We start from the raw sequence: 21311 nt of genomic DNA on the forward strand, positions 1-21311 counted from the left end.
TGGTCCCCCATGTTGTCATGCATGTCGCATTACCCCTGCGCCGCAGCGAGTGCCGCTGCGTCGTCTGCCGCGTCGAAGGTTTCGAACGGCGTCATGGACATCGGTCCGAAGTCGGGCGCTTGGTCCAGAAGCCCGCTTTCGCTGCTGTTCATGATCGCATTGAACGAAACCGGTCCGACCGGATTTCCTGCCAGTGCATCGATGATCGCATCGACACCCTGCGCTTCGTAAAGTTCGCCGACGAGATGGCCGACGTCCGGCAGCATGCCGAACTGGCCGCCCTGGCCTTCGAGCATCGCATCTTGCGCCATGCCGGTAGCTTCCAGCGTGAGCAGCGCATCCATCATCGACGGTGCGATTGCGTGGACGCCGGCATCGAACACCGGAACCGCGTCGAACAGGCCCGACGGCTCGTTCGAGAGCACGAGATCGGGCGCGCCGATATCGCTGAGCTCGAACATCGAAGCCGGGGCAAGGTCGAGCGACCAGTCGTCGATCATGCGCGTCTCGCTCGTGATCTCGGCCAGCTGCTGCGGACCGTTCGAGACGAGATAGTTGCTGAGGCTGAAGTGCTCGATCGCCATGCTCGCGGCCGGACCGCCCCAGGCCTGCCAGACGCTGAGGTCGCCCGACATCGCATCGATCCGCGCATCGCCCAGGTCGCCCATCGCATGGCCGGTGTCGGGGTAGCCGAACAGGCCCGCTGCAGCGGCGAAACTTGCAGCCTCGGCCGTGCGGCGCGCATTGGTCTGCTCTGCACCGATCTGGAAGCTGGCATCGGCTGCCGTTCCGGTCGAGCCGTCTGCCTTGGTGAACGAGGCGAGGCCGTGGACGACCACGTCGCCGCCTGCCGTGACGTAGCTGTTGCCGTCGGAAACGAGGCTCAGCGAGACGATCCCGGCTTCGGCCAGCGAGACGAGCTCGCCCGCGTCGCTCACGCCGTTGCCGTTGGCGTCCTGCCACACGGCGAACTGCGCATAGGCTGCGTCGGAAGCATCGAGCATGCCGTCGCCATTGCCGTCGTGATTGGCGGCAATCGCTTCGAGGTCGCTCATGCCGGCGCCGCCGAAGACGAACTCCGAAGCACCCGACACCATGCCGTCGCCATTCGCGTCATGGACGAGAATGCCGTCGTCGCTGCCGACCCAGGCGGTTGCGCTGGGCGCGCCGTCGCCGTCGTAATCGAACGCGACACCCGCTTCGAGGCCGACGAATTCGACGCCGTCGCCATCGAGGTCGAGCGCGACCGGCGGTGCAGCCGGCTGGGCCGTGATGGCGAGGTTGCCCGAGAGGACGATGTCGCCATCGCCGTCCTGGATCGCGATCGGAACGTCGAAGGAAACCGGGTCATTGGTAACCTGCACGGTACCGAAGTCGCCGATCTTGAATGGCCGACCGCCGACATTCTCGAAGACGATCGAGTTGTAGCCGTCGGCAGTGAAGGCAGCGATCCGCGTCTCCGAAACGACGCCGGACACGTCGACATGCCCGCTCGGGTCGAAGATGACCGTGAAGCTCTGACCACCGATCGTGTAGGTGCCGTTGGCCGTGATATCGAGCGAGTCGTTGTTATACGAAATCGCGATTTCGGTGATTATGTCCTTCACACCGTCGCCGACATCGTCATTGCCGTCGGTTCCGGTCGTCGCATTGTCGTCCGAAGCCGTCAGGCGCACCGTGCTCTGCTTGGTTCCGCCGGAGATGGCGGTGAACAGGGCCGAAGCACCGTTGGCAGTGTAGTGACCGTCGAACGAATGGTTCTGGTTCGCTCCGACAGAATAGTCGCCGCCACTGACAGGGCTGCCCGCCAGGTCGACCACGAAGTCGACGCGCATGGCTTCCCCGGTCTTCACCGAGTTGCCGTCGCTGATGCCGCCTTCGTTGGCGTTCGTGTTGACCGTGCCGCTTTCGGTTCCGCTCGGGGCGGTTCCGCCGTTTTCGAGCGGGGTCAGCAGCAGATCCTGGCTGCCGGTGACGAGCGGCTGGTTGAAGCCCGCCCATGCGCCGTTGCCGCCGACGAAGTCGTAGCCATCGTCGTTGAAATCGACGTTGCGAAGCGAGTCGATCGGCTGCGAAATGGTGATCTTGTACTGATCGTCCGAGCCGGTCGGCTGCAGCTCGATGCGGAACACCTCGCTATCGTCGCTTTCCTTGGTCGCGACCAGCACCGTGCCGCCGCCGCTGATCGTGTACTCGAGGTCGACGAGGCCCGAAGTGAGGCCCTGAGCGAGCAGAGCATCGATCGTGTTGCCGGTGCCGTAGCTCTGGCCGGTGAAGATGATCGCACCCGCACCGTCCGCGCCGTAGTTGTTGTCGACATCGTTGTCGCCGTCGAGGAACGCGGTGTTCATGCCGCCCGGCGCGTTGGTGACATTCACCGAGAACGCGGTGACCGCCAGCGGGATATCGTCGACGATATTGATCGAAATCGTCCCGTCGACCGTGTTCCCGTTCGCATCCGAAGCGGTGTAGGTGAAGCTTTCCGCGTTGAGCTGGGTCGTCACACCGTCGTCCGCTGCCGGGTTCGTCGTGAACGGATCGGTCAGCGTGTAGGTGAAATCGCCGGTGGTGTTGTTGATCTTGAGCGTACCATAGGTGCCCGCGATCGTCGTGAACCCGCCGGCAACCGTGCCGCCCGCGATCGAGTATTCGGTCGCACCGGTCACGGTGACATTGCCCGTCGCCGTTTCGGTCGTCTCGCTGGGCATGGAGCCGGTGACATTGGATGCGACGACATCATTGCCGGTCGCAGCATCGTCCATCGCCTCTTCGTAGACCGTCACGCTCTCGTCGTCGCCGACGAGGGTGACTGCCGTCACGTCGATCGTCAGCGTCGTAGTGACGAGGTCGCCGTCGCCGTCGATGATCGTGTAGACGAAGGTGTCGGTCTGGTTGGCATCGATCGTGTCCGGAGCGACCGAGTAGGTGTAGCTGCCGTCCGCATTGAGGATCAGCGTGCCCCATGCACCCGGGATACCCGTGCCGCCGAGGCCGCCGCTGACCGGAGCGCTCGTGTCGCTGCCGGCTGCAACGCCCACCACCGGGCCGCTTGCGCCATACCCGTCGGCACCCGGCTCGTCGGCACCGGTTGCGCCGCTCGTCGTGCCGGTTCCGTCGAGCACATTGCCGCCGGTGCTGGCACCTTCGGTCACGCTGTCGGTGTCCGGATTGGCGATCGGAGCATCGTCCTGGACGACCACTTCGATGCTTTCGGTAGCGATATCGCCATCGCTATCGGTCACGCGAACCGGGAAATTCTCACCCGTGATGATGTCGGCGCCATCGGAGATGCCGTCGCCATCGTTCGGATCGTTGTCCGGGTGCGTGTCGAGATTGTCTTCGAGCGTGTAGGTGTAGGTGTAGTTACCAGCGCCGTCGGAGAAGACCGTCAGCGTGCCGTTGTCGCCAGTGACCGTGATCGGCACGGCATTGGTGGCGGCTGTCACATCGACCCAGTTGCCGTCCTTGTCCTGGATCTCCAGCTTCGCAAGGGTGTCGTTGCCGGTCGTGATCGTGAAGAACCCGTTGGCGTTGATATGGCTGTTGCTGCCGAACGAGGTGCCTTCCGGTTCGCTGCCACGAGCAGGAAGACCATCTTCGTTCACGATCATGTCGAAATCATCGATCGTCGGGGTGGAGTCTTCCGCGATCGTCAGCGTGACCGTTGCGGTCGAGCTGTCGCCGTCGCGATCGGTGATCGTGTACTGGAAGCTGTCCGCACCGCTCTCGCCGGCGTTCGGCGTGTAGGTGAACGTGCCGTCGTCGTTGTAGACCACCACGCCCTTGGTCGCAGCGGTGGTAACCGCAACGCCGCTGACCGGATGGGTGTTGGTGTAGTCGACGTCGTCCGCACCATCGGTGTCGTTGTCGAACGCGGTGGTGATGGTGAGCGGGGTGTCCTCCGCCACGGCGAACGGACCGTCGTCGTCCGCATCCGGACCATCGTCGTTGAAGGTGAGGTTGGCAGCAATGCCGATGCTCGCATCGTCGCTGTCGCCGTCGCCATCGGTGCTGGTCGCGGTGAGCGTGATCAGCCCGTCGGTCGTGATCGAGACCGGATCGTCCGGATCGTTCGCATCCGGATGGGTCAGCGCGCGCAGCTGGTCGAGCGTGACCGTGCCAGCGGTCGGACCGGTCGCGACGACCGAGACCGTGAACACCGGCTCGCCGGTCGCTGCATCGGTTGCATCCGTACCCTCGCGGCCGACCACCTGGCCGCCTTCGAGGAACAGGAAGACGCTGTTGCCGGTGGCAACATCGACCAGCCCGCTGTCGACCCCGCCCGGAGCCGAGACGCCGAGGGTGTAGACCGTACCGGCCGAGCCGTCGGCACCGAAGTTGGTGCTGAACGCGTCGGCGAAGCTCGCATCGTCATTGGTGGCAAGGTCGGTCTCGTCGACCGTCAGGCTGGCTTCGCTGCCGGTGGTGGTAACCTCCGGAGCATCGTCGAGCACGGTGACCTGTACCGTGGTGGTTGCCTGGTCGTCGTCGCTGTCGGTGACGCGCACGGCGAAGTTCTCGCCGATCAGCGTGTCGTCAGCATCGGAGATGCCGTCGCCATCGTTCGGGTCGTTGTCCGGATGGGTGTCGAGGTTGTCCTCCAGCGTGTAGCTGTAGGAGTAGGTGCCCGCACCGTCCGAGGTCACCGTCAGCGTACCGAAGTCGCCGGTGACCGTGATCGGCGTGCCGACCGTGGCGGCGGTCACATCGATCCAGTTGCCGTCCTTGTCCTGCACCTCGAGCGTCTTGAGCGTGTCGTTGCCCGTGGTGATGACGAAGCTCTCGGTCGAGGAGATGTGGCTGTTCGAACCGAACGAGGTGCCTTCCGGCTCACCCGTGCGGGCCGGCAGGCCGTCCTCGTTGACCGACAGGTCGGTGTCGGTGATCGTCGGCGTTGAGTCTTCCGCGATGGTCAGCGTGACCGTGGCGGTCGAGCTGTCGCCGTCGCGATCGGTGATCGTGTACTGGAAGCTGTCCGCACCGCTCTCGCCGGCGTTCGGCGTGTAGGTGAACGTGCCGTCGTCGTTGTAGACCACCACGCCCTTGGTCGCAGCGGTGGTAACCGCAACGCCGCTGACCGGATGGGTGTTGGTGTAGTCGACGTCGTCCGCACCATCGGTGTCGTTGTCGAACGCGGTGGTGATGGTGAGCGGGGTGTCCTCCGCCACGGCGAACGGACCGTCGTCGTCCGCATCCGGACCATCGTCGTTGAAGGTGAGGTTGGCAGCAATGCCGATGCTCGCATCGTCGCTGTCGCCGTCGCCATCGGTGCTGGTCGCGGTGAGCGTGATCAGCCCGTCGGTCGTGATCGAGACCGGATCGTCCGGATCGTTCGCATCCGGATGGGTCAGCGCGCGCAGCTGGTCGAGCGTGACCGTGCCAGCGGTCGGACCGGTCGCGACGACCGAGACCGTGAACACCGGCTCGCCGGTCGCTGCATCGGTTGCATCCGTACCCTCGCGGCCGACCACCTGGCCGCCTTCGAGGAACAGGAAGACGCTGTTGCCGGTGGCAACATCGACCAGCCCGCTGTCGACCCCGCCCGGAGCCGAGACGCCGAGGGTGTAAGCGGTGGAACCGGCACCATCGGCGCCGAAGTCCGTAGTGAAGGAGCCCGCAAAGCTCGCGCTGTCGTCGGAAGCGAGGTTCGTCTCGTCGACGGTGAGGCTGGCTTCGCTGCCGGTAACGGTCACTTCCGGACCATCGTCGGCGAACAGGATATTGCCGCCGAGATCGAGCGTGTCGGTGCTCTCCGCCTGGTCGCCGTCGCGGTCGGTAATGGTCGCCGTGCCCGACAGGGTGACGAGATCGGTCGGAAGCGGGATCGTCTGCGCGTCGTAATTCGTCGTATCGCCCGGCAGCGGGTGATCGATCTCGGCAAATTGCGTCAGGGTAACGATGCCGTCGCCGTCGACCGTGATGGTGAAGATCACGCTCGCATCATCGGTCGCAGGCTCGCTGCCGGCGGTCGAGCCGACCACCGTGCCATCGTCGCGCTGGTAGAGGAAGATGTCCGCGCCATCGCTATCGAGGCCGCTGTCGTCGCCTTCCGCAACTTCGAGCAGCAGCTCGAAATCCCAGGTGATCGAACCGGCATCGTCAGCGCCGTAATCGAATGCCGAGACCGTGAAGGAATCGGTGAAGTTCGCGGACGAGCTCGCGGTATCGAACGCGCCGCCGATGGTCTCGGCGTCCTGCGTTTCGAGAGTGACAGTGTCGCCATCGGTCGCCGTGGCGGTGATCGAGGGGCCATCGTCGAGGAAGCGCAGCGCATTGCCGATCGATACGGTCGCATCGTCGGTGTCGCCGTCGCCGTCGGTGACCGTAGCGGCCAGCGTGATGAGATCGGCCGAAGCAAGGTCGGCCGGATCGTTCGGATTGGTCGCATCGGCGTGGACGACAGCGCGATCCTGGTCGAGCGTGACCGTGCCTAGTGTGTCGACCGAAACGGTGAATACCACTTCGCCCGTAGCGGCATCGGCAGCGTCGGTGCCTTCGCGGGCGACGACTTCGCCGCCTTCGAGGAAGAGGAACACTTCATTGCCGGTGGCGGTGTCGACCAGCCCGGTCGGACCATCGCCCAGGCCGAGGGTGAAGCCGTCGACCGTGCCCGGGCCATCGGCATTGTAGCTCGGCGTGAACAGACCGGCGAAGCTGGCGCTCGCATCGGTACCGAAGTCCGTCTCGTCGACAGTGAGCGAGGAATCCTGCGGCGGGGTGGTGTCGAGGGTCGGAAGATCGTCCGACACGCCGACCGAAGCCGAAGCGGTAGCGGTATCGCCATCGAGATCCGTCGCGATGACAGCGACCGAGCCGAGATCCGCCAGATCGTCGACATCGATGGTCGGGTGGTCATCGTAATTGTCGTTGAGCGTCGCGGTGACGGTGGCGGTCGTATCCGTCACCGACAGGTCGAGCGTGACGACCAGGCGGCCGCCGTCCGAACCGGTGATCTGCGTGTCGCTGACGCGCACCCAGGTGAGGCCGCCGCCGAGACCCGAGGTATCGCCGAACACGATCGAAACGATCGGGTCCGAGCCCTCGGTGAAGACGATGTCGTCGCTCGCGAAATCCGGGCCGGCGGGCGTGCTGCCCTTGGCCAGGTTCTGGTCGTCGACCGTGAGCGAGATGTCGTCGCCGGCAGACGGGTCCTGCCCGTCGGTGATGGCGATCGCCTGCGAGGCGGTGGCGGTATCGCCGTCGCCGTCGGTCAGCGTGTAGGTGAAGCCTGCCTGGACCGGGCCGGAGGTCTGGTCGAGACCCGGGTTCGGATCGAAGGTCCAGTTGCCGTCGGCATCGAAGGTGTAGTCGCCCTTCGCGGTCGAGACCGGCGTCGTGCCGGTCGCGGCGATGGCATAGTCGGTGCCGTCGATATTGACCGAGGTGACACTGCCGCCGTCCGCGCCGGTGCTGTCGTTGGCAAGCACATTGCCGCCGACGCTGGCCGGGGCCGAAGCATCTTCGGCGATCGAAGCATCGTCTTCGTCGAGTGCGGTGGGCGCATCGTCGTTGAACAGGATCGTCAGGTTCGTCGCGGTGGACGAGCCGTCGCTGTCGGTGACGGTGAAGTCGATCGAGGCAACCGCGTTGGTCGCTTCATCGTTCGGGCCACCTTCATTGAGGACGTTGGTGAGCAGGGTGACCTGGTAGTCGCCGCTTGCCGCGTCCGTGATTTCGACCGTGAACAGGTCGGTCCCGCTGCGCGCCCCGCTGCTGATGGTCGCCGTAAGCGTGCTGCCCGAAACCGTGTAGGTGACCTCTTCGAGGCCGACAATCGCGGTGCTGCCGTTCAGCGCGGCATCGAAGGTGATCGTCGCGGGCGTGTCGTTGAACACGTTGAAGGCGAGCGTGCCGGTGAAGCTGGCTTCGCTCGTGTCAGCTGCATCGTCGCCATCGTTTGCATCGATATCGCCGGCGGTCGAGGCCGGGTTGCCGCCGGCAAGACCGTCGTCATCGACCGTCGCGGTGCGCTCGCCGCCGGTCGGCAGCGAATCGTCGAGCAGGGTGATCGTGGCGGTCGCGGTCGAAACGTCGCCGTCGCCATCGGTGATCGTGTAGTCGAAGGTGACCGTGCCTTCTTCGGCCTGTCCCGGCGTGTAAGTGAAGGTGCCGTCGCCATTATAGGCGAGCGAGCCCGTCCCGCTGAGCGTGCCGTCGACCAGCGCGATGTCGCCGAACTGGACGCTGTCCGCGCCCTGGGTGTCGTTGGCGAAGACGTCGATCGTGACCGGCGCATTCTCCTGCGCCTGCGTTTCGCCATCGTCGCGCGCGGTCGGGACATCATCGATGATGTCGATCACCAGCGTGGTCGACGCGGTCGAGCCGTCGCTGTCGGTCACGGTGAGCGAAAAGCTGTCGCTGTCGGGATCGGACAGCGTGTTGTCGCTCAGCGTGTAGCTATAGGTGTAATTGCCCGACGTCTCGGTGATGGTCAGCACGCCCCTCGAGGTCGTGACCTGGCCGCCGCCGGTGACGTTGACGCCATTGATCACGAGCGAGGCGAGCGTGTCGCCGCCGGTGGTGATCGGAATGCTGCCTTCGGCCGTCTCGCCATTGCCGGCTGCATCCGAACCTTCCGCTTCGCCCGTACGGGCAGGCAGGCCGGCTTCATCGACGTCGTCATCGCCTTCGACTGCGATGGTCGGGGTCGAATCGTCCTCGAGATTGATCGTAACCGTGGCGGTCGAAACGTCGCCGTCGCCATCGGTGATCGTGTAGTCGAAGGTGACCGTGCCTTCTTCGGCCGGTCCCGGCGTGTAGGTGAAGGTGCCGTCGCCATTGTAGGCGAGCGTGCCCGTGCCGGTGAGCGTGCCGGCGACTGCTGCAACGTCACCCGGCTGCACGCTGTCGGCGCCCGGCGTATCGTTTGCGAGAACGTCGACCGTGACCGGCGCGTTTTCCGACACCTGGTCTTCGGTATCGTCGACGGCTTCGGGTTCGTCGTCGACGATGTTGATGGTGAAGGGGGCGGAATCCGAGTCCCCGTCCACATCGGTGACCGTGATGGTGAATGTGACCGACGTATCGTCGCCCGCGGTATTGTCGCCGAGCGTGAAGGTATAGGTCAGCGAGCCGCCGTCCGGATCGAAAGCGACGATCGTCAGCGTGCCTTCCGGAACGGTAATGACCTGGCCTGCGCCGGTGATGACGACATCGTTGATCTTCACTTCGGCCACGCCGTCGAGCGCTTCGAATGTGATCGTACCGGTGGTCGCTTCAGTCGGAGCCGGTTCGTTCGAACCCTCCGATTCGCCGTCGCGGGCCGGCAGGCCTTCTTCGTTGACGACAGTGCCGTCGCCGATTTCCGGGACCGAAATGATCGTTACCGGAGCGTTGGCGATCTGGATCGTCAGCGTGGTCGAAGCCGTGCTGCCGTCGCTGTCGGTGAGCGTGTAGGTGAACACGTCCTCGACGCCGCCGGGCGTGCCGTCGAAGCGCTGGTAGGTGTAGCTGCCATTCGGCTGGATGGTCAGCTGGCCGTATTCGCCGGTGATCACCATCGTGCCGTCGGACGAAACCTCGTCGCCGGCAGAGTTCGAGATCGAGGTGAGCAGCGCATCGTCCGCGCCGACCTGGTCGACATTCTCGTCGACGGTGCCTTCACCGGTGATGACATTGCCGTCGATCGGATCGTGCGAGCCGGCCGGGACCTGGTCGACATCGGCCGCGACGATCGGCTCGTCGTCGATGACGAGGATCAGCAGCGTGGCCGAAGCCTCGTCGCCGTCGGTGTCGCGCACGGTGACGGTGAAGAAACCGTCTTCGGTGCGGCCCAGAAGGTTGTCGTCCAGCGTGTAGCTGAAGCCGATCGCGCCTTCCGCGATGCTGGTGATGGTCAGCGTGCCGTCGGGCGAGACGAAGGTCTGGCCGACGGTGGTGATTTCGACGCCGTTGATCAGGACCGCATCGGTGCCGTCGGGCGATTCGTAGCTGATCGTGCCGGTGGTCGTTTCGCCATTGCCGGCAGCTTCGGTGCCTTCCGGCTCGTCGCCGCGTTCGGGCAGGCCGGCTTCATCGACGGTTGCCGCGGCATCGATCGCGCCGACCGGGTTGTCGGGCGTGATGATGATGACTGTCGGCTCTTCGTCGACGAGATCGGGAATGACCTCCTCGTCTTCCGGCGCTTCGAACAGCAGCTCGGTGTAGGGGAGGAGGTTGCCGAGGTCGAAGGCGTCCTGGATCGGGCCGCTGTCTTCGGCGAAATTGTTGCCCGAGCTCTGGACCGGGCCGGCCTCCGGCTCGAGATCTTCACCCAGCAGGAGCGAGGCGAGGTTGAGCGGCGGGACCGCTACGCCTTCGAGCACCAGCTGGGGCACGAAGATCGCGCCGTCGGGAATGACATAGGTCGTGCCGTCGACAGTGAAGACGATGTCGCGGCCCTGCACCTCGAGGTCGTCGAGCGTGGTGCCCGGCGGAAGTGCGAGAACGCCCTGCGCGTCCGGCGTCAGGATGACGCGGTTGATGCCCGGCCCCTGGCCGACACCCGGTTGCGCGCTTTCCGCCTGCAGGTTTTCATCCTGCAGATTGGCCTCGGCCTCTGCGTTCTCGAAAGCTTCGCGGTTCTGATCTTCGTAGTTCATATCGCACACGCCTCAATCCGTTGGACGCGGGAATCGCGCCCAGTCGCAGGATCGTTTGTGTGCTGTGTTCCCCCGTGCTGGGGAGGTCGACAGACTGTCCGGTTCCGTCAAGCAGGACCCGTCCGATCCTGCGACCCATTTTGGTGGCTCCGCCTTTCAGCGACTCGGAAAGAATCGCCTGGCAAAGTCCTTATCGGGGCGAACAGATCAGGATTCGGATATGGTTTCAAGCCTGTTAACCGTAAGCGAAAAGGGAGGAATTCCATTTCGGGACGGTTTTTTGCGAGCGGTGAACGCTCTCATGCCACGCCTGTGGCAGGCGCGGGTTAGTCGCTTGTTAGCGGGGTGGTTCAGGCGATCGCGGCGCGCTGGCGGTAAGTGACGTTCACTCGCTCCGACAGCAGGATGTAGGGCAGCCAGATCGCTGCGCTGATCAACACCTTGGTGATGTTGCCGTCGAGCAGGGTGAGGAGCGGACCGACCACGCTTTCCGGAACGCCGCCCACCGCGTTGAGGCGCTGGGCGATGATCAGCTGCATGATGATGTCGAGGCCCCAGACGAAGGCCAGCATGCGCGGGAAAAGCGGGATGTTGCGCAGCGCCATGACGAAGGCGACCATGTAGAAGAAGTTCATGATGACGAGATCCGCCGTCATGCTCATGAACAGGGTCTGCCCCCATTCGGGCGCGTGCTTGCTCATCGCGGGGACCGCGGCGAGATATTCGAAAGTGCGGATGCCGACATTCAGCAGCAGGCCGACCAGCAGCGAGACCATAAAGCCGACCGGGCCGAACGCGGGGCTCTTGCGCGCGTCCTCGCGCGATAGCTTGCGCCAGCGGCCGAAGATGGCGAAGCGGAACTGCGGCTGCTCCTGGCTTTCTTCCGAAGCGAAGGCATTGCGCGCCAGCATGAAGCCGGCGATCGGCGCGAGCAGGATCGCGGCATAGGCATATATGGTGGGCAGCGCATCGCCGAGATTATGGATCGGCGAAGCGGGGCGCATCAGCTTGGCGAAGAACAGCGGAGCCATCAGGCCGAGCCACCCTAGCGCGACCAGGTGCATGCGCGATTCGAGGAAGCGGGTGATGACGAGAGAGCGCTCGTACAGGGAGCGGCCGTAGGCCGAAATCCCATCCCTGACAGTGTTGACGATGGCTTTCATCGAAGCGCGCTCCCGGTAATTTTCTTATCTTACCACACGCCAAATACGCGGGGCAATTGCGCAGGTTCCGCGATTCGGGCCCGAATCGACCGCAAACCGCCTAAACCCCTGATAAGAAAAGACACACATTAACCATTTGGGGTAATCAAATCCGTCTCTAAGGTATTCAGAAAAAAGGTAAAAATATTGTTATCACGAAGTAGTTGACGCTTCGGGACGATCAGGGGAAGATCAAAGTGTTCCGAGGGACTTGCGTGTTTTGGAGCTGCGTGAACGTAGCTCAGATAACAAGAACACGGTCGCGCAGGTCCAGATAACCATACCCCTCGGACAAGGGCTGACCGGAAATAGATGCCGGTGCCTTTTGTTAACTCCTCTCATGACGGGAGGATCCAACTTTGGGGTATGACGATGAAAACCTTCCTGAAAACCTTCCTCGCTGACGAGTCGGGCGCTTCGGCGGCTGAATACGCTCTGATCATCGCCGTTGTCGGCGTTGGCATCGGTGCAGCGGCCATGATCCTTGGCGCAAACGTCGAGCAGGCTGTTGGTAACGCTGCCAACGAAGTCAACGACTGTACGACTCAGGCTAACGCTCCGACGTACACCGATGGCGGTGCTGGTACCGACTACGTCGACGGCCAGGCCTGCTAAGGTCCGAATTGGGGCTCGCACCATCCGTGGTGCGGGCCCTTTTTCTCTTTAGACTTTTAGTCCGCTGCAACCGGGGGGTCGGCGATGGGTAACCGCAATCTTTTGATTCTCATTGGCGCTATCGTGATCGGCCTGATCGCGGTGTTCCTTGCGAATTCCTACTTCTCCGGCGTCGAACAACGCCAGGAGCGCGTTGCCGAAGAGCAGCAACTCACCCGTATCGCGGTTGCCACGCAGCCGCTCGAATTCGGGGCACCCCTTACGCCGGAAAATGTCCGGCTCCAGAATTTCCCGGCCGCCTCGGTTCCCGAAGGCGCCTTCACCAATCTCGAACAGCTTCTGAACGGCAGCCGCGTCGCGCTGCGCCCGATCGTGCCGAACGAGCCGATCCTGGCGAGCAAGGTATCGGGCCTCGATGGGCGCGCGGTGCTTTCGGCGAACCTGCCGGAAGGCATGCGCGCCGTGTCCATCCCGGTCGGCGCCGTCACCGGCGTTTCCGGTTTCGTGCGCCCGGGCGACGTCGTCGACGTGCTGCTGACCCGCAAGATTCCGGGCGAAGGGGCGAGAGCCGAAGACCTGATGGTCGATGTCATCATGGAGCGCGTTCCCGTGCTCGCGATCAACCAGACCGCGAGCGAGAATGCGACCGAGCCGCAGGTCGGCAAGACGGCCACGATCCAGGTCGACCTGTTCCAGGCCCAGAAGCTCGCGATCGCAGAGAAGCTGGGCACGCTCAGCCTCGCGCTGCGCAATGTCGAGAGCGACGATGCCGAGGCCGCGCTGACCGTTACCTCGCGCGATATCGGCAGTGGCGGCTATTATATCGCCGCCCGCCAGCAGCCGGCTGCTCCGGCTCCCACTAATTTCTATCCGGCGGCGCAGACGCAGGCCGCGCCCGCTGCCGGTTCCGTTTCTCGCGCCATCACCGGTCCGTCGATGACGATCTATCGCGGTACCGATGGCGAAGAATATCCAGTCGGCCGCCTGGGGGGGAGGTAAGACGATGAAACGCCTTGCAACAGCACTGGCGCTGAGCCTTGCAGCGACCACGCTCGCCGCGACGCCGGCCCACGCACAATACGACAGCTACAGCCTGCATGCAGGCGAGCTGGAAGTCCCGATCAACAAGAGCCAGGTGGTCACCTCCGATCGCGTGATCGACCGGGCGATGATCGGCAATGACGAGATCGCGGATATCCTGCCGATCTCCGACAAGTCGGTTTACGTCCTCGGCAAGGCGATGGGCACTACCAGCCTGACGCTTTACGATCGCTCCAACCGCGTTATCGCGGTGATGGATGTCAGCGTCGGCCCGGATGCGACCGGTATCCAGAAGCAGTTCGAACGCCTGATCCCGGGCGAGAACATCGACGTCGGCCTGTCCAACGGCTCGCTCGTGCTTTCGGGCATGGTGACCGATCCGGGCGCTGCCGATCGCGCTGCACGTATCGCGCAGGCATTCGCCGGCGACCGCGTGGTCAACCTCATCTCGGTCGGCGGCAGCCAGCAGGTCATGCTGGAAGTCCGCTTCGCCGAAGTGAACCGCAATATCGGCGAGGAACTGGGCGTCGGCGGTTTCGCTGGCTCCGACGACGGCGATTTCAATGCGGCAGTCGGCAGCGGCGCAAGCGCCCGCGCCGGCGATTTCGGAACCGAACTCGGCCTTTCCGAAATCACCGGATCGTTCGGCCTGTTCCAGTCGCTCTTCCGCATCGGCGACGTGAATATCGAGGCTTTCCTCGACACGCTCGAGCGCAAGGGTTTCTCCAAGACGCTGGCCGAACCGACCCTCGTCGCGCTTTCGGGTGAACGCGCATCGTTCCTCGCTGGCGGCGAGTTCCCGGTCCCCGTGGTCCAGAGCGGCCAGGGCGGCGGTGCCGGCAATGCCATCACGGTCGAATTCAAGCCCTTCGGCGTGAGCCTCGGCTTCACTCCGACCGTGCTCGGCGACAAGGTCATCAACCTGGTGGTCGAGCCGGAAGTGAGCTCGATCGACCCGTCGGCCTCGATAACGATCAATGGCCTCGTCGTTCCGGGCCTGCAGACCCGCCGCGCGAGCACCACGCTCGAACTGCGCGACGGTGAAAGCTTCGCGCTCGCAGGGCTGCTGCGGACCGAATACCAGACCAATGTCGAACAGCTCCCGATCCTCGGCTCGATCCCGATCATCGGTTCGCTGTTCCGCTCGACCCGCTTCCAGAAGGGCGAGACCGAACTGCTGATCATCGTGACGCCGCGCCTCGTCAAGCCGATCCGGCCCGACCAGGTGAAGCTACCGACCGACCGGGTGGCAGATCCCGACGTGGTCGAAACGCTGCTCAACGGTGACGACTACCAGCCCGTGAAATTGCCGCAGACCGCGCCGCAGTCGGTCGCAGAAGGAGATGACGGCTATGAATATTAAGCGACTTCTTCCGCTCTGCGCCGTGGCAGCGATGCTCGGCGGCTGTGCGACCTATCACAGCGCGGGCGCAGGCCAGCTCGACCCGGCCGACTTCGGTGAAGCCAACCGGCAGACCTATGCCGCGATGATCATCGATCCGGATCCGGAATACACCGAGGACATGGAAACCAGCGGCGAACACGCCTCCGATGCGGTCGAACGCTACCGCGAAGGCACTGTGAAGCAGCCGGTTAGTCAACGCACCACTGCGGGCCCCCGGTAAGTAGGAGAGAGTAGGACCCACGCCATGCGCAGGAACGGCATCAAGGCATTCATCAGCAACGAAGCGGCCGCAATCGCTCCGATGTACGCGATTGCCCTGTTCGGTCTTGTCGGCATCGCAGGGGTGGGCTTCGACTACGGGCGGCTCATGTCGATGGACTCCGAGCTGCAGAACGCCGCCGACCAGGCCGCGCTCGCCGCTGCGACCCAGCTCGACGGGCGCGAAGGGGCGATGGTGCGGGCGCGCAATGCCGCGAACGACTATCTCGCCAGCGCGGACAGCCAGTGGGTCAACCAGACCCGCATGTCGAACGATGGCGAGGGCCGGGCGATCACCGCCGACATCCTCACCTTCCGTTTCTACGAAAGCTACGACGGCGAGACCGATACTTTCGGCACCGAGATTACCGACGACGAGGACGCGGAAGATGCCAATGTCGTCTCGGTCACGGTCAACGGCCGCGAGGTGTTCTACGCGCTGACCCCGATCGTCGGGGCGATCTCCTCGGGCGACATCGCGGCCAATGCGGTCGCCGGCTTGCAGGCTGCGTCCTGCAACGTGCCGCCGCTGATGTTCTGCGCGCCGAGCGGGGACAACAATTTTCCCACGGACGATGACATCGGTATCGGCATCGACCTGCACGAGGCGCCGCAATCGACCGACTTCTTCGCGCCTGGCAACTTCGATTTCCTCGCCATCGATTACGAGGGCATCCGCAATAACGAGCAAAACAAGACACTCGGATTGAATTCCGACCTTGCAGGTTGCACCGGTGCAGTGATTGAAACCCGCCCCGGCAACCGCACGCCCGAAGTGCGCGCAGTCAACACGCGGTTCGATCTGTACGGTCCCGGAACGCCCAACTGCCGTAGCGGCGGCGATTTTTGTCCTGCTCAAGTCGTTCGCCACAACAGCGTTCGGCGGGTCACCTTCAACGGCAACAATCCGAACAATTCTTGCAGCACCTTGACCGGCGGTGACATCATCCCGGTCTCCGAAGTGCCTGCCAGCCTCAACGTGGGGAACCAGGGTTTCCCGCTCGATGCGTGTCAGATCAGCGGTTCCTGCTTGAGCTTCGGCGACGGGAACTGGGATGCCAACTCCTACATGATGAACGTCCACGGGCAGCCGAATGCAGGCGTGATCCCGGGTCTCGACCTCGACGGCAACGGGACGATTACTCGCTACGAGGTCTACAAGTGGGAACTGGCCGATGCGAGCCGGCGGCAGCCCCGCGAGCTCGGTCGTATCGTCGACGGCAACCGGACCACGCTCTACTGCTCGGCGCCGACGCCGACGAACGGCACGCCGGTCATACCTTCGACTACGCAGAAAGACCGAAGGGTCGTAACGGTCGCGTCGGTCGATTGCACCGATCTGTCCGGCCGCGATGCGATCAAGACGATCCGTTGGGTCGATCTGTTTCTGCTCCAGCCAGCCAATATTACATCGAGCGACAAGCAGATCCTCGCCGAGATTGTCGGCCCGGCACAGCGCCCGGGTGGCGGGCAGGCCTTCCAGTATTACGGCCGCAACAAAGCGGTGCTGCTGCGATGATCCGCCGTTTCCGCCATGATACGCGCGCTTCGGCTGCCGCCGAATTCGCCCTCTCGCTGCCGATGATGCTGGCGTTGCTGTTCTGCGGCTTCGAAGCGGGCCATTTCTTCTGGACCGAGCACAAGCTCGTGAAGTCGGTCCGCGACGGGGCGCGCTTCGCCAGCCGGATCGACGTGAGCGACCTGTGCACCGGCAATACCGTCGCCATGTCGAGCGACGTCGAAACGCAGATCCAGAACCTCACCGCGACGGGCAGCATCTCCGGCGGTACGTCGAAAGTGCCCGGCTGGAATGCCTCGGACGTCCAGGTGACCGTCGGCTGCGAAGCTTTCGTCGCCACCGGTATCTACACCGATCTCGGCGCGCAGGGACCGCTGGTCACCGTCTCCTCCGGCTCGGTCGCCTATCCGTCGCTGTTCAACGGCCTCGGCATCATCGACTCCACCTTCAACATCAGCGCTGAATCCAGCGCTGCAGTGATCGGGATCTGAGCCATGATGCGACGCTTCTTCTCCGATCGAACCGCGGCATCCGCAGCCGAGTTTGCCCTCGTCCTGCCGGCGGCGCTCATCCTGCTGTTCGGCATCATCGATGTCGGTCGCTACGCTTGGCAGTTAAACGAATACGAAAAGGCGACCCAGATGGGCGTGCGCCACGCGGTCGTGACCAATCTCGTGTCGGCCGCGCTCGCCGACGACACGCTGACCTATGTCGGCGACGAGAGCTGCGGTGCGGCCCTGCTGCCCGGCCAGCGCATCTGCGCCGACGCGCTCGGTACGATCACCTGCACCTCGAGCGGCTGCACCTGCACGGGCAATTGCCCGACCAACGCCAACACGATCGACAGTGATGCGTTCAATGCGCTGGTTGCACGGATGCAGACGTACCAGCCGCGGCTCGAGGCGAGCCAGGTCCAGATCAGTTACAGCGGCTCCGGGATCGGCTTCGCAGGCGATCCGAACAAGCCCGAAATCTCCCCGATCGTGACGGTTCGCATCGACAATGCGCGCTACGATTCGATCGGCCTTTCCCTGGTCGGCGGCACCATTGCGCTGCCCGATTTCTCCTACTCCCTCCCCCTCGAAGACGCGCAGGGAAGCGCGTCGAGCTGACATGCAGGTAAGACAGTGAACACTCCGATCCTCCTCAAGACGCAAATGGGAAATCAATTGCCCTCCAATTGCCATGTGATCGCATCGGCGCATTACGTCGAACCGCTGCAGGCCGCCCTGTCCGGCTCGGAAAACGTGCCGCTGGTCTATGACGCGCTCGATGCCGATGCGCCGCTCGACAATGCGATCATCGGCGATGCCTCGCTCGTCGTCGTGGAGATCGACACCTCTTGCTCGAACTCGCTCGGCCGGATCAGCCAGATCCGTCGCCAGCGCCCGGACCTGCCGATCATCGCCGCGATCGCTTCGGCCGATGTCACGCTCGTCAGCGCCCTGCTGCGCCAAGGAGTGAACGATGTCGTATCGCTGCCTTTCGAGGCGGACGAGCTGGTCGCGCAGATCTGCGACATTTCGACCTCGGCGATCGACTCGCCGCAGCCGCAGCTCGCTCCGATGACGGCCATCGTTGGAGCTTCGGGCGGCGTCGGCGCGACGACCGTCATCACCCACCTTGCCGCCGCTCTTGCGAACAGCGACGAACAGTCGATCGAATGCTGCCTGGTCGATCTCGACATGCAGGTCGGCGATGCGACCCAGCTTGCCGGTGGATCGGCCGCGATCAGCGTGCTCGACCTGCTCGAAGGCAGCGAACGGCTGGACGAAGACCTGGTCCGCAATGCGAGCATGCATTCGAGCTTCGGTTTCTCCGTCCTAGGCGCGCCGTCCACCATCACTCCGATCGAGGACGTGCAGGTCGACGAGCTGCTGCGGATGCTGCGTCTCGCGCGTTCGGCATTCGATCACGTGCTGCTCGAACTTCCCGGCGCGTGGACCAACTGGTCGCTTTCGGCCGCATGTGCCTGCGACCGCATCATCCTGATCATCGACGAAAGCGTTACCAGCATTCGTCATGCGAAGCGCTGCCTCGAACTGTTCGAGGTGGCCGACATTCCCAGCGACGTTATCTCGATCGTCGTCAATCGGCAGAACAAGAAGCTGTTTCAGGCCATCAAACCGAAAGACATCGAGCAGACGTTGCACCGTGAAGTGATCGGCACCCTGCCGCTGGACAAGGGCGACCTTGCCAAGGCGGCCGATCGCAACACGCTGATCTGGGAAGAGAACAGCCGCTCGGCCTTCGGGAAGCACATTTACGAACTGGCTGCATTGATTGCAGGCGAGAGCGGAGGACACTGAAATGAACTGGTCGGTAAAGCGCGCTGAATTCGACGCGGCGGAGCCGGCCGACCTGCCGGTGTCCCCGCTCGCCCCGAAGAACCAGACCGAAGAGGAAAAGGCGCATGCCAAGGCGCTCGATCTCAAGGTCGGCGTGCACCGGGGCCTGCTCGACAAGATCAACCTGGGCGCGCTGGAGACGATGCCGCGTGACCAGATCCGCACGGAAATCACCGACATCATCGGCGAAATCCTTGCGTCCAACAACGAAGCGCTCAACCGCACCGAGCGGGAAGCGCTGGTCGAGGACGTCCTCGACGAACTGCTCGGCCTCGGCCCGCTCGAGCCGCTGCTGCAGGACGAGAGCATCACCGATATCCTGGTGAACGGCCCGGACACCGTCTTCGTGGAGCGCTACGGCCTGCTCGAGCGTGTCCCGACCCGCTTCCAGGACGACAAGCACCTGATGCGGATCATCCAGAAGATCGTCAGCGCGGTCGGACGCCGCGTCGATGAATCCTCGCCCTTCGTGGACGCCCGTCTTGCCGACGGTTCGCGTGTAAACGCGATCGTCGCGCCACTCGCGGTCGATGGTTCGCTGCTCTCGATCCGTAAGTTCGCCAAGAAGCGGATCAACATCGAGAAGCTCATCGAGCTCGACAGTGTGCCCGAAGTCATGGCGCAGGTGATGGAAGCGGTCGTGCGCTCGCGCAAGAACGTGCTCATCTCTGGCGGTACGGGTTCAGGTAAGACGACGCTGCTCAACGCCATGTCCTCCTTCATCGACACGCGCGAGCGTATCGTCACGATCGAGGACAGCGCCGAGCTCCAGCTGCAGCAGGAACACGTCGCGCGTCTCGAAACCCGCCCGCCGAACATTGAGGGCAAGGGCGAAGTCACCCAGCGCGACCTGGTGAAGAACGCCCTGCGTATGCGCCCCGACCGCATCATCGTGGGCGAGGTTCGTGCCGGCGAGGCATTCGACATGCTGCAGGCCATGAACACGGGCCACGACGGCTCGATGACCACGGTTCACGCCAACACGCCGCGCGACGCGCTCTCGCGTCTCGAACAGATGATCGGGATGAGCGGGATCGACATTTCCGACCGCTCCTCGCGCGCGCAGATCGCATCGGCGATCAACGTCGTGGTTCAGGTCGGTCGTCTTTCCGACGGTCGACGCAAGGTGCTCAGCCTGTCGGAGATTACCGGCATGGAATCGAACACCATCACCATGCAGGAAATCTACCGCTTCCACGTCACCGGTCGCGACGAGGATGGCAACGTCCTCGGCCGGTTCGAGGCGACCGGTATCCGGCCCAAGTTCCTCGCGGACGCCCATGCCAGCGGCATCGACCTGCCGGCCGAACTGTTCCGCCCAGAATACGAGTTCGACTGATGCTTTCGGAAACCGCCATCCGCCTCATGGTCCTGATCGCGATTTTCGCGTCGATCTTCGCCGTCTCGCAGCTGTTCCTGAATTTCGCCTGGTCGCGCACCGTCCATACCCATGCGGTGAACAAGCGCCTGCGGATGATCAAGCAGGGCAGCTCGCGCGAGGAGGTCATGGCCGCGCTGCGCAAGAACGCACCGCGCGAATACGACAACCTTCCGCCCTTCATTTCGCGCATGATCCAGTCGATGCAGCGCAATGTGATGGCGGCCAACCTGCCCTTTACCGGGGTGCAGGCGCTGCTCGCAATGATCGGCGGTTTCGCCGTGGTCACCGTGATCATGCTGATCCTGATCGTGACCTCGGGCTTCACGCTCGGCGCGGGCGTGGTTGTCATGGCGCTCGCCATCGCCGGCTGCGCGACGATCCTTCTGCCGGTGCTGATCTTCAACGCGATCGCCCAGAAACGCCGCAAGCGGATCGAGGAGCAATTCCCGGTATCGCTCGACGTCTTCGTGCGTGCGCTGCGTGCCGGCCACCCGGTCGCTTCGGCGATCGACCTGCTGACGCGCGAGATGGAAGACCCGATCGGCAGTGAATACGGCCTCGTCGCGGACGAAGTATCCTACGGCGCGGACCTGACCGATGCACTCGCCGGCATGGCGGAGCGCTGGGACCTCGAAGACATCCGCATGTTCGTCGTCTCGCTGAGCGTGCAGAGCGAAACCGGCGGTAACCTCGCCGAAATCCTCGAGAACCTGACCGACGTGATCCGCGCCCGTGCGAGCCTTTACATGAAGGTGCGCGCGCTGAGTTCGGAAGGCCGCATGACCGGCTGGATGCTGACCATCCTCCCGGTGCTCGCCTTCGTCGGCCTGTTCTCCGGCAACCCGGGTTTCTATCTCGATGTGGCGGGCGACCCGATGTTCATATTCGGCTTCGCGATCCTGATCACGCTCTACATCATGGGCTTCCTGATGATCCGCAAACTGATCGACATCAAGGTGTGA

At 63.9% G+C, this 21311-nt stretch carries 12 protein-coding genes; 10 read left to right on the plus strand and 2 right to left on the minus strand.

What is annotated here, in order from left to right; all coding sequences use genetic code 11:
- Nucleotides 1-29: 29 nt before the first annotated feature.
- On the minus strand, nt 30-10580 hold the full coding sequence (locus EO245_RS03765) for a DUF5801 repeats-in-toxin domain-containing protein (RefSeq protein ID WP_128891676.1): 10551 nt from the start codon (nt 10578-10580) through the stop codon (nt 30-32).
- Between the two features lie 350 nt (nt 10581-10930).
- A complete protein-coding gene (locus EO245_RS03770; RefSeq protein WP_128891677.1) occupies nt 10931-11743 on the minus strand; it encodes a DUF2569 domain-containing protein in 813 nt (270 codons plus the stop codon).
- 405 nt (nt 11744-12148) lie between these two features.
- Here EO245_RS03770 and EO245_RS13485 point away from each other — a divergent pair, with 405 nt between their 5' ends.
- The 10 genes from EO245_RS13485 (at nt 12149) to EO245_RS03820 (ending at nt 21311) form a co-directional block, all read left to right on the plus strand.
- A complete protein-coding gene (locus tag EO245_RS13485) occupies nt 12149-12397 on the plus strand; it encodes a Flp family type IVb pilin (RefSeq protein WP_370246172.1) in 249 nt (82 codons plus the stop codon).
- A gap of 84 nt (nt 12398-12481) precedes the next feature.
- The gene (gene cpaB, locus EO245_RS03780; protein WP_128891678.1) at nt 12482-13396 is read left to right on the plus strand and encodes a Flp pilus assembly protein CpaB; all 915 of its coding nucleotides are present in this window, start codon (nt 12482-12484) and stop codon (nt 13394-13396) included.
- A gap of 4 nt (nt 13397-13400) precedes the next feature.
- The gene (locus EO245_RS03785; protein ID WP_128891679.1) at nt 13401-14801 is read left to right on the plus strand and encodes a type II and III secretion system protein family protein; all 1401 of its coding nucleotides are present in this window, start codon (nt 13401-13403) and stop codon (nt 14799-14801) included.
- Nucleotides 14791-15063: a hypothetical protein gene (locus tag EO245_RS03790; RefSeq protein ID WP_128891680.1), complete on the plus strand. Its 273-nt coding sequence runs from the start codon at nt 14791-14793 to the stop codon at nt 15061-15063. The genes EO245_RS03785 and EO245_RS03790 overlap by 11 nt, the downstream gene beginning before the upstream one ends.
- Before the next feature lie 24 nt (nt 15064-15087).
- The gene (locus tag EO245_RS03795; protein ID WP_128891681.1) at nt 15088-16620 is read left to right on the plus strand and encodes a pilus assembly protein TadG-related protein; all 1533 of its coding nucleotides are present in this window, start codon (nt 15088-15090) and stop codon (nt 16618-16620) included.
- Nucleotides 16617-17111: a TadE/TadG family type IV pilus assembly protein gene (locus EO245_RS03800; RefSeq protein ID WP_128891682.1), complete on the plus strand. Its 495-nt coding sequence runs from the start codon at nt 16617-16619 to the stop codon at nt 17109-17111. The genes EO245_RS03795 and EO245_RS03800 overlap by 4 nt, the downstream gene beginning before the upstream one ends.
- Nucleotides 17112-17114: 3 nt before the next feature.
- On the plus strand, nt 17115-17732 hold the full coding sequence (locus EO245_RS03805; RefSeq protein ID WP_128891683.1) for a TadE/TadG family type IV pilus assembly protein: 618 nt from the start codon (nt 17115-17117) through the stop codon (nt 17730-17732).
- 45 nt (nt 17733-17777) lie between these two features.
- The gene (locus tag EO245_RS03810; RefSeq protein WP_128891684.1) at nt 17778-18929 is read left to right on the plus strand and encodes an AAA family ATPase; all 1152 of its coding nucleotides are present in this window, start codon (nt 17778-17780) and stop codon (nt 18927-18929) included.
- Nucleotide 18930: 1 nt separating this feature from the next.
- Entirely contained in the window at nt 18931-20307 is a 1377-nt protein-coding gene (locus EO245_RS03815; RefSeq protein ID WP_128891685.1) for a CpaF family protein, read from the plus strand.
- Nucleotides 20307-21311 carry a type II secretion system F family protein gene (locus EO245_RS03820; RefSeq protein WP_128891686.1) on the plus strand — a complete coding sequence of 335 codons (1005 nt, stop codon included), beginning with the start codon at nt 20307-20309 and terminating at the stop codon, nt 21309-21311. The genes EO245_RS03815 and EO245_RS03820 overlap by 1 nt, the downstream gene beginning before the upstream one ends.

Origin of the sequence: Erythrobacter sp. HKB08 (assembly GCF_004114695.1) — a bacterium.
In the GTDB taxonomy this organism is placed as follows: domain Bacteria; phylum Pseudomonadota; class Alphaproteobacteria; order Sphingomonadales; family Sphingomonadaceae; genus Parerythrobacter_A.

Excerpts from the sequence above, each read along its gene's own strand:
- EO245_RS03800 (WP_128891682.1), top strand. The coding sequence starts at position 16,617 with ATGATCCGCCGTTTCCGCCATGATACGCGCGCTTCGGCTGCCGCCGAA.
- EO245_RS03765 (WP_128891676.1), bottom strand. The coding sequence starts at position 10,580 with ATGAACTACGAAGATCAGAACCGCGAAGCTTTCGAGAACGCAGAGGCC.
- EO245_RS03805 (WP_128891683.1), top strand. The coding sequence starts at position 17,115 with ATGATGCGACGCTTCTTCTCCGATCGAACCGCGGCATCCGCAGCCGAG.
- EO245_RS03785 (WP_128891679.1), top strand. The coding sequence starts at position 13,401 with ATGAAACGCCTTGCAACAGCACTGGCGCTGAGCCTTGCAGCGACCACG.
- EO245_RS13485 (WP_370246172.1), top strand. The coding sequence starts at position 12,149 with ATGACGATGAAAACCTTCCTGAAAACCTTCCTCGCTGACGAGTCGGGC.
- EO245_RS03815 (WP_128891685.1), top strand. The coding sequence starts at position 18,931 with ATGAACTGGTCGGTAAAGCGCGCTGAATTCGACGCGGCGGAGCCGGCC.
- EO245_RS03820 (WP_128891686.1), top strand. The coding sequence starts at position 20,307 with ATGCTTTCGGAAACCGCCATCCGCCTCATGGTCCTGATCGCGATTTTC.
- cpaB (WP_128891678.1), top strand. The coding sequence starts at position 12,482 with ATGGGTAACCGCAATCTTTTGATTCTCATTGGCGCTATCGTGATCGGC.
- EO245_RS03770 (WP_128891677.1), bottom strand. The coding sequence starts at position 11,743 with ATGAAAGCCATCGTCAACACTGTCAGGGATGGGATTTCGGCCTACGGC.
- EO245_RS03795 (WP_128891681.1), top strand. The coding sequence starts at position 15,088 with ATGCGCAGGAACGGCATCAAGGCATTCATCAGCAACGAAGCGGCCGCA.
- EO245_RS03810 (WP_128891684.1), top strand. The coding sequence starts at position 17,778 with ATGGGAAATCAATTGCCCTCCAATTGCCATGTGATCGCATCGGCGCAT.
- EO245_RS03790 (WP_128891680.1), top strand. The coding sequence starts at position 14,791 with ATGAATATTAAGCGACTTCTTCCGCTCTGCGCCGTGGCAGCGATGCTC.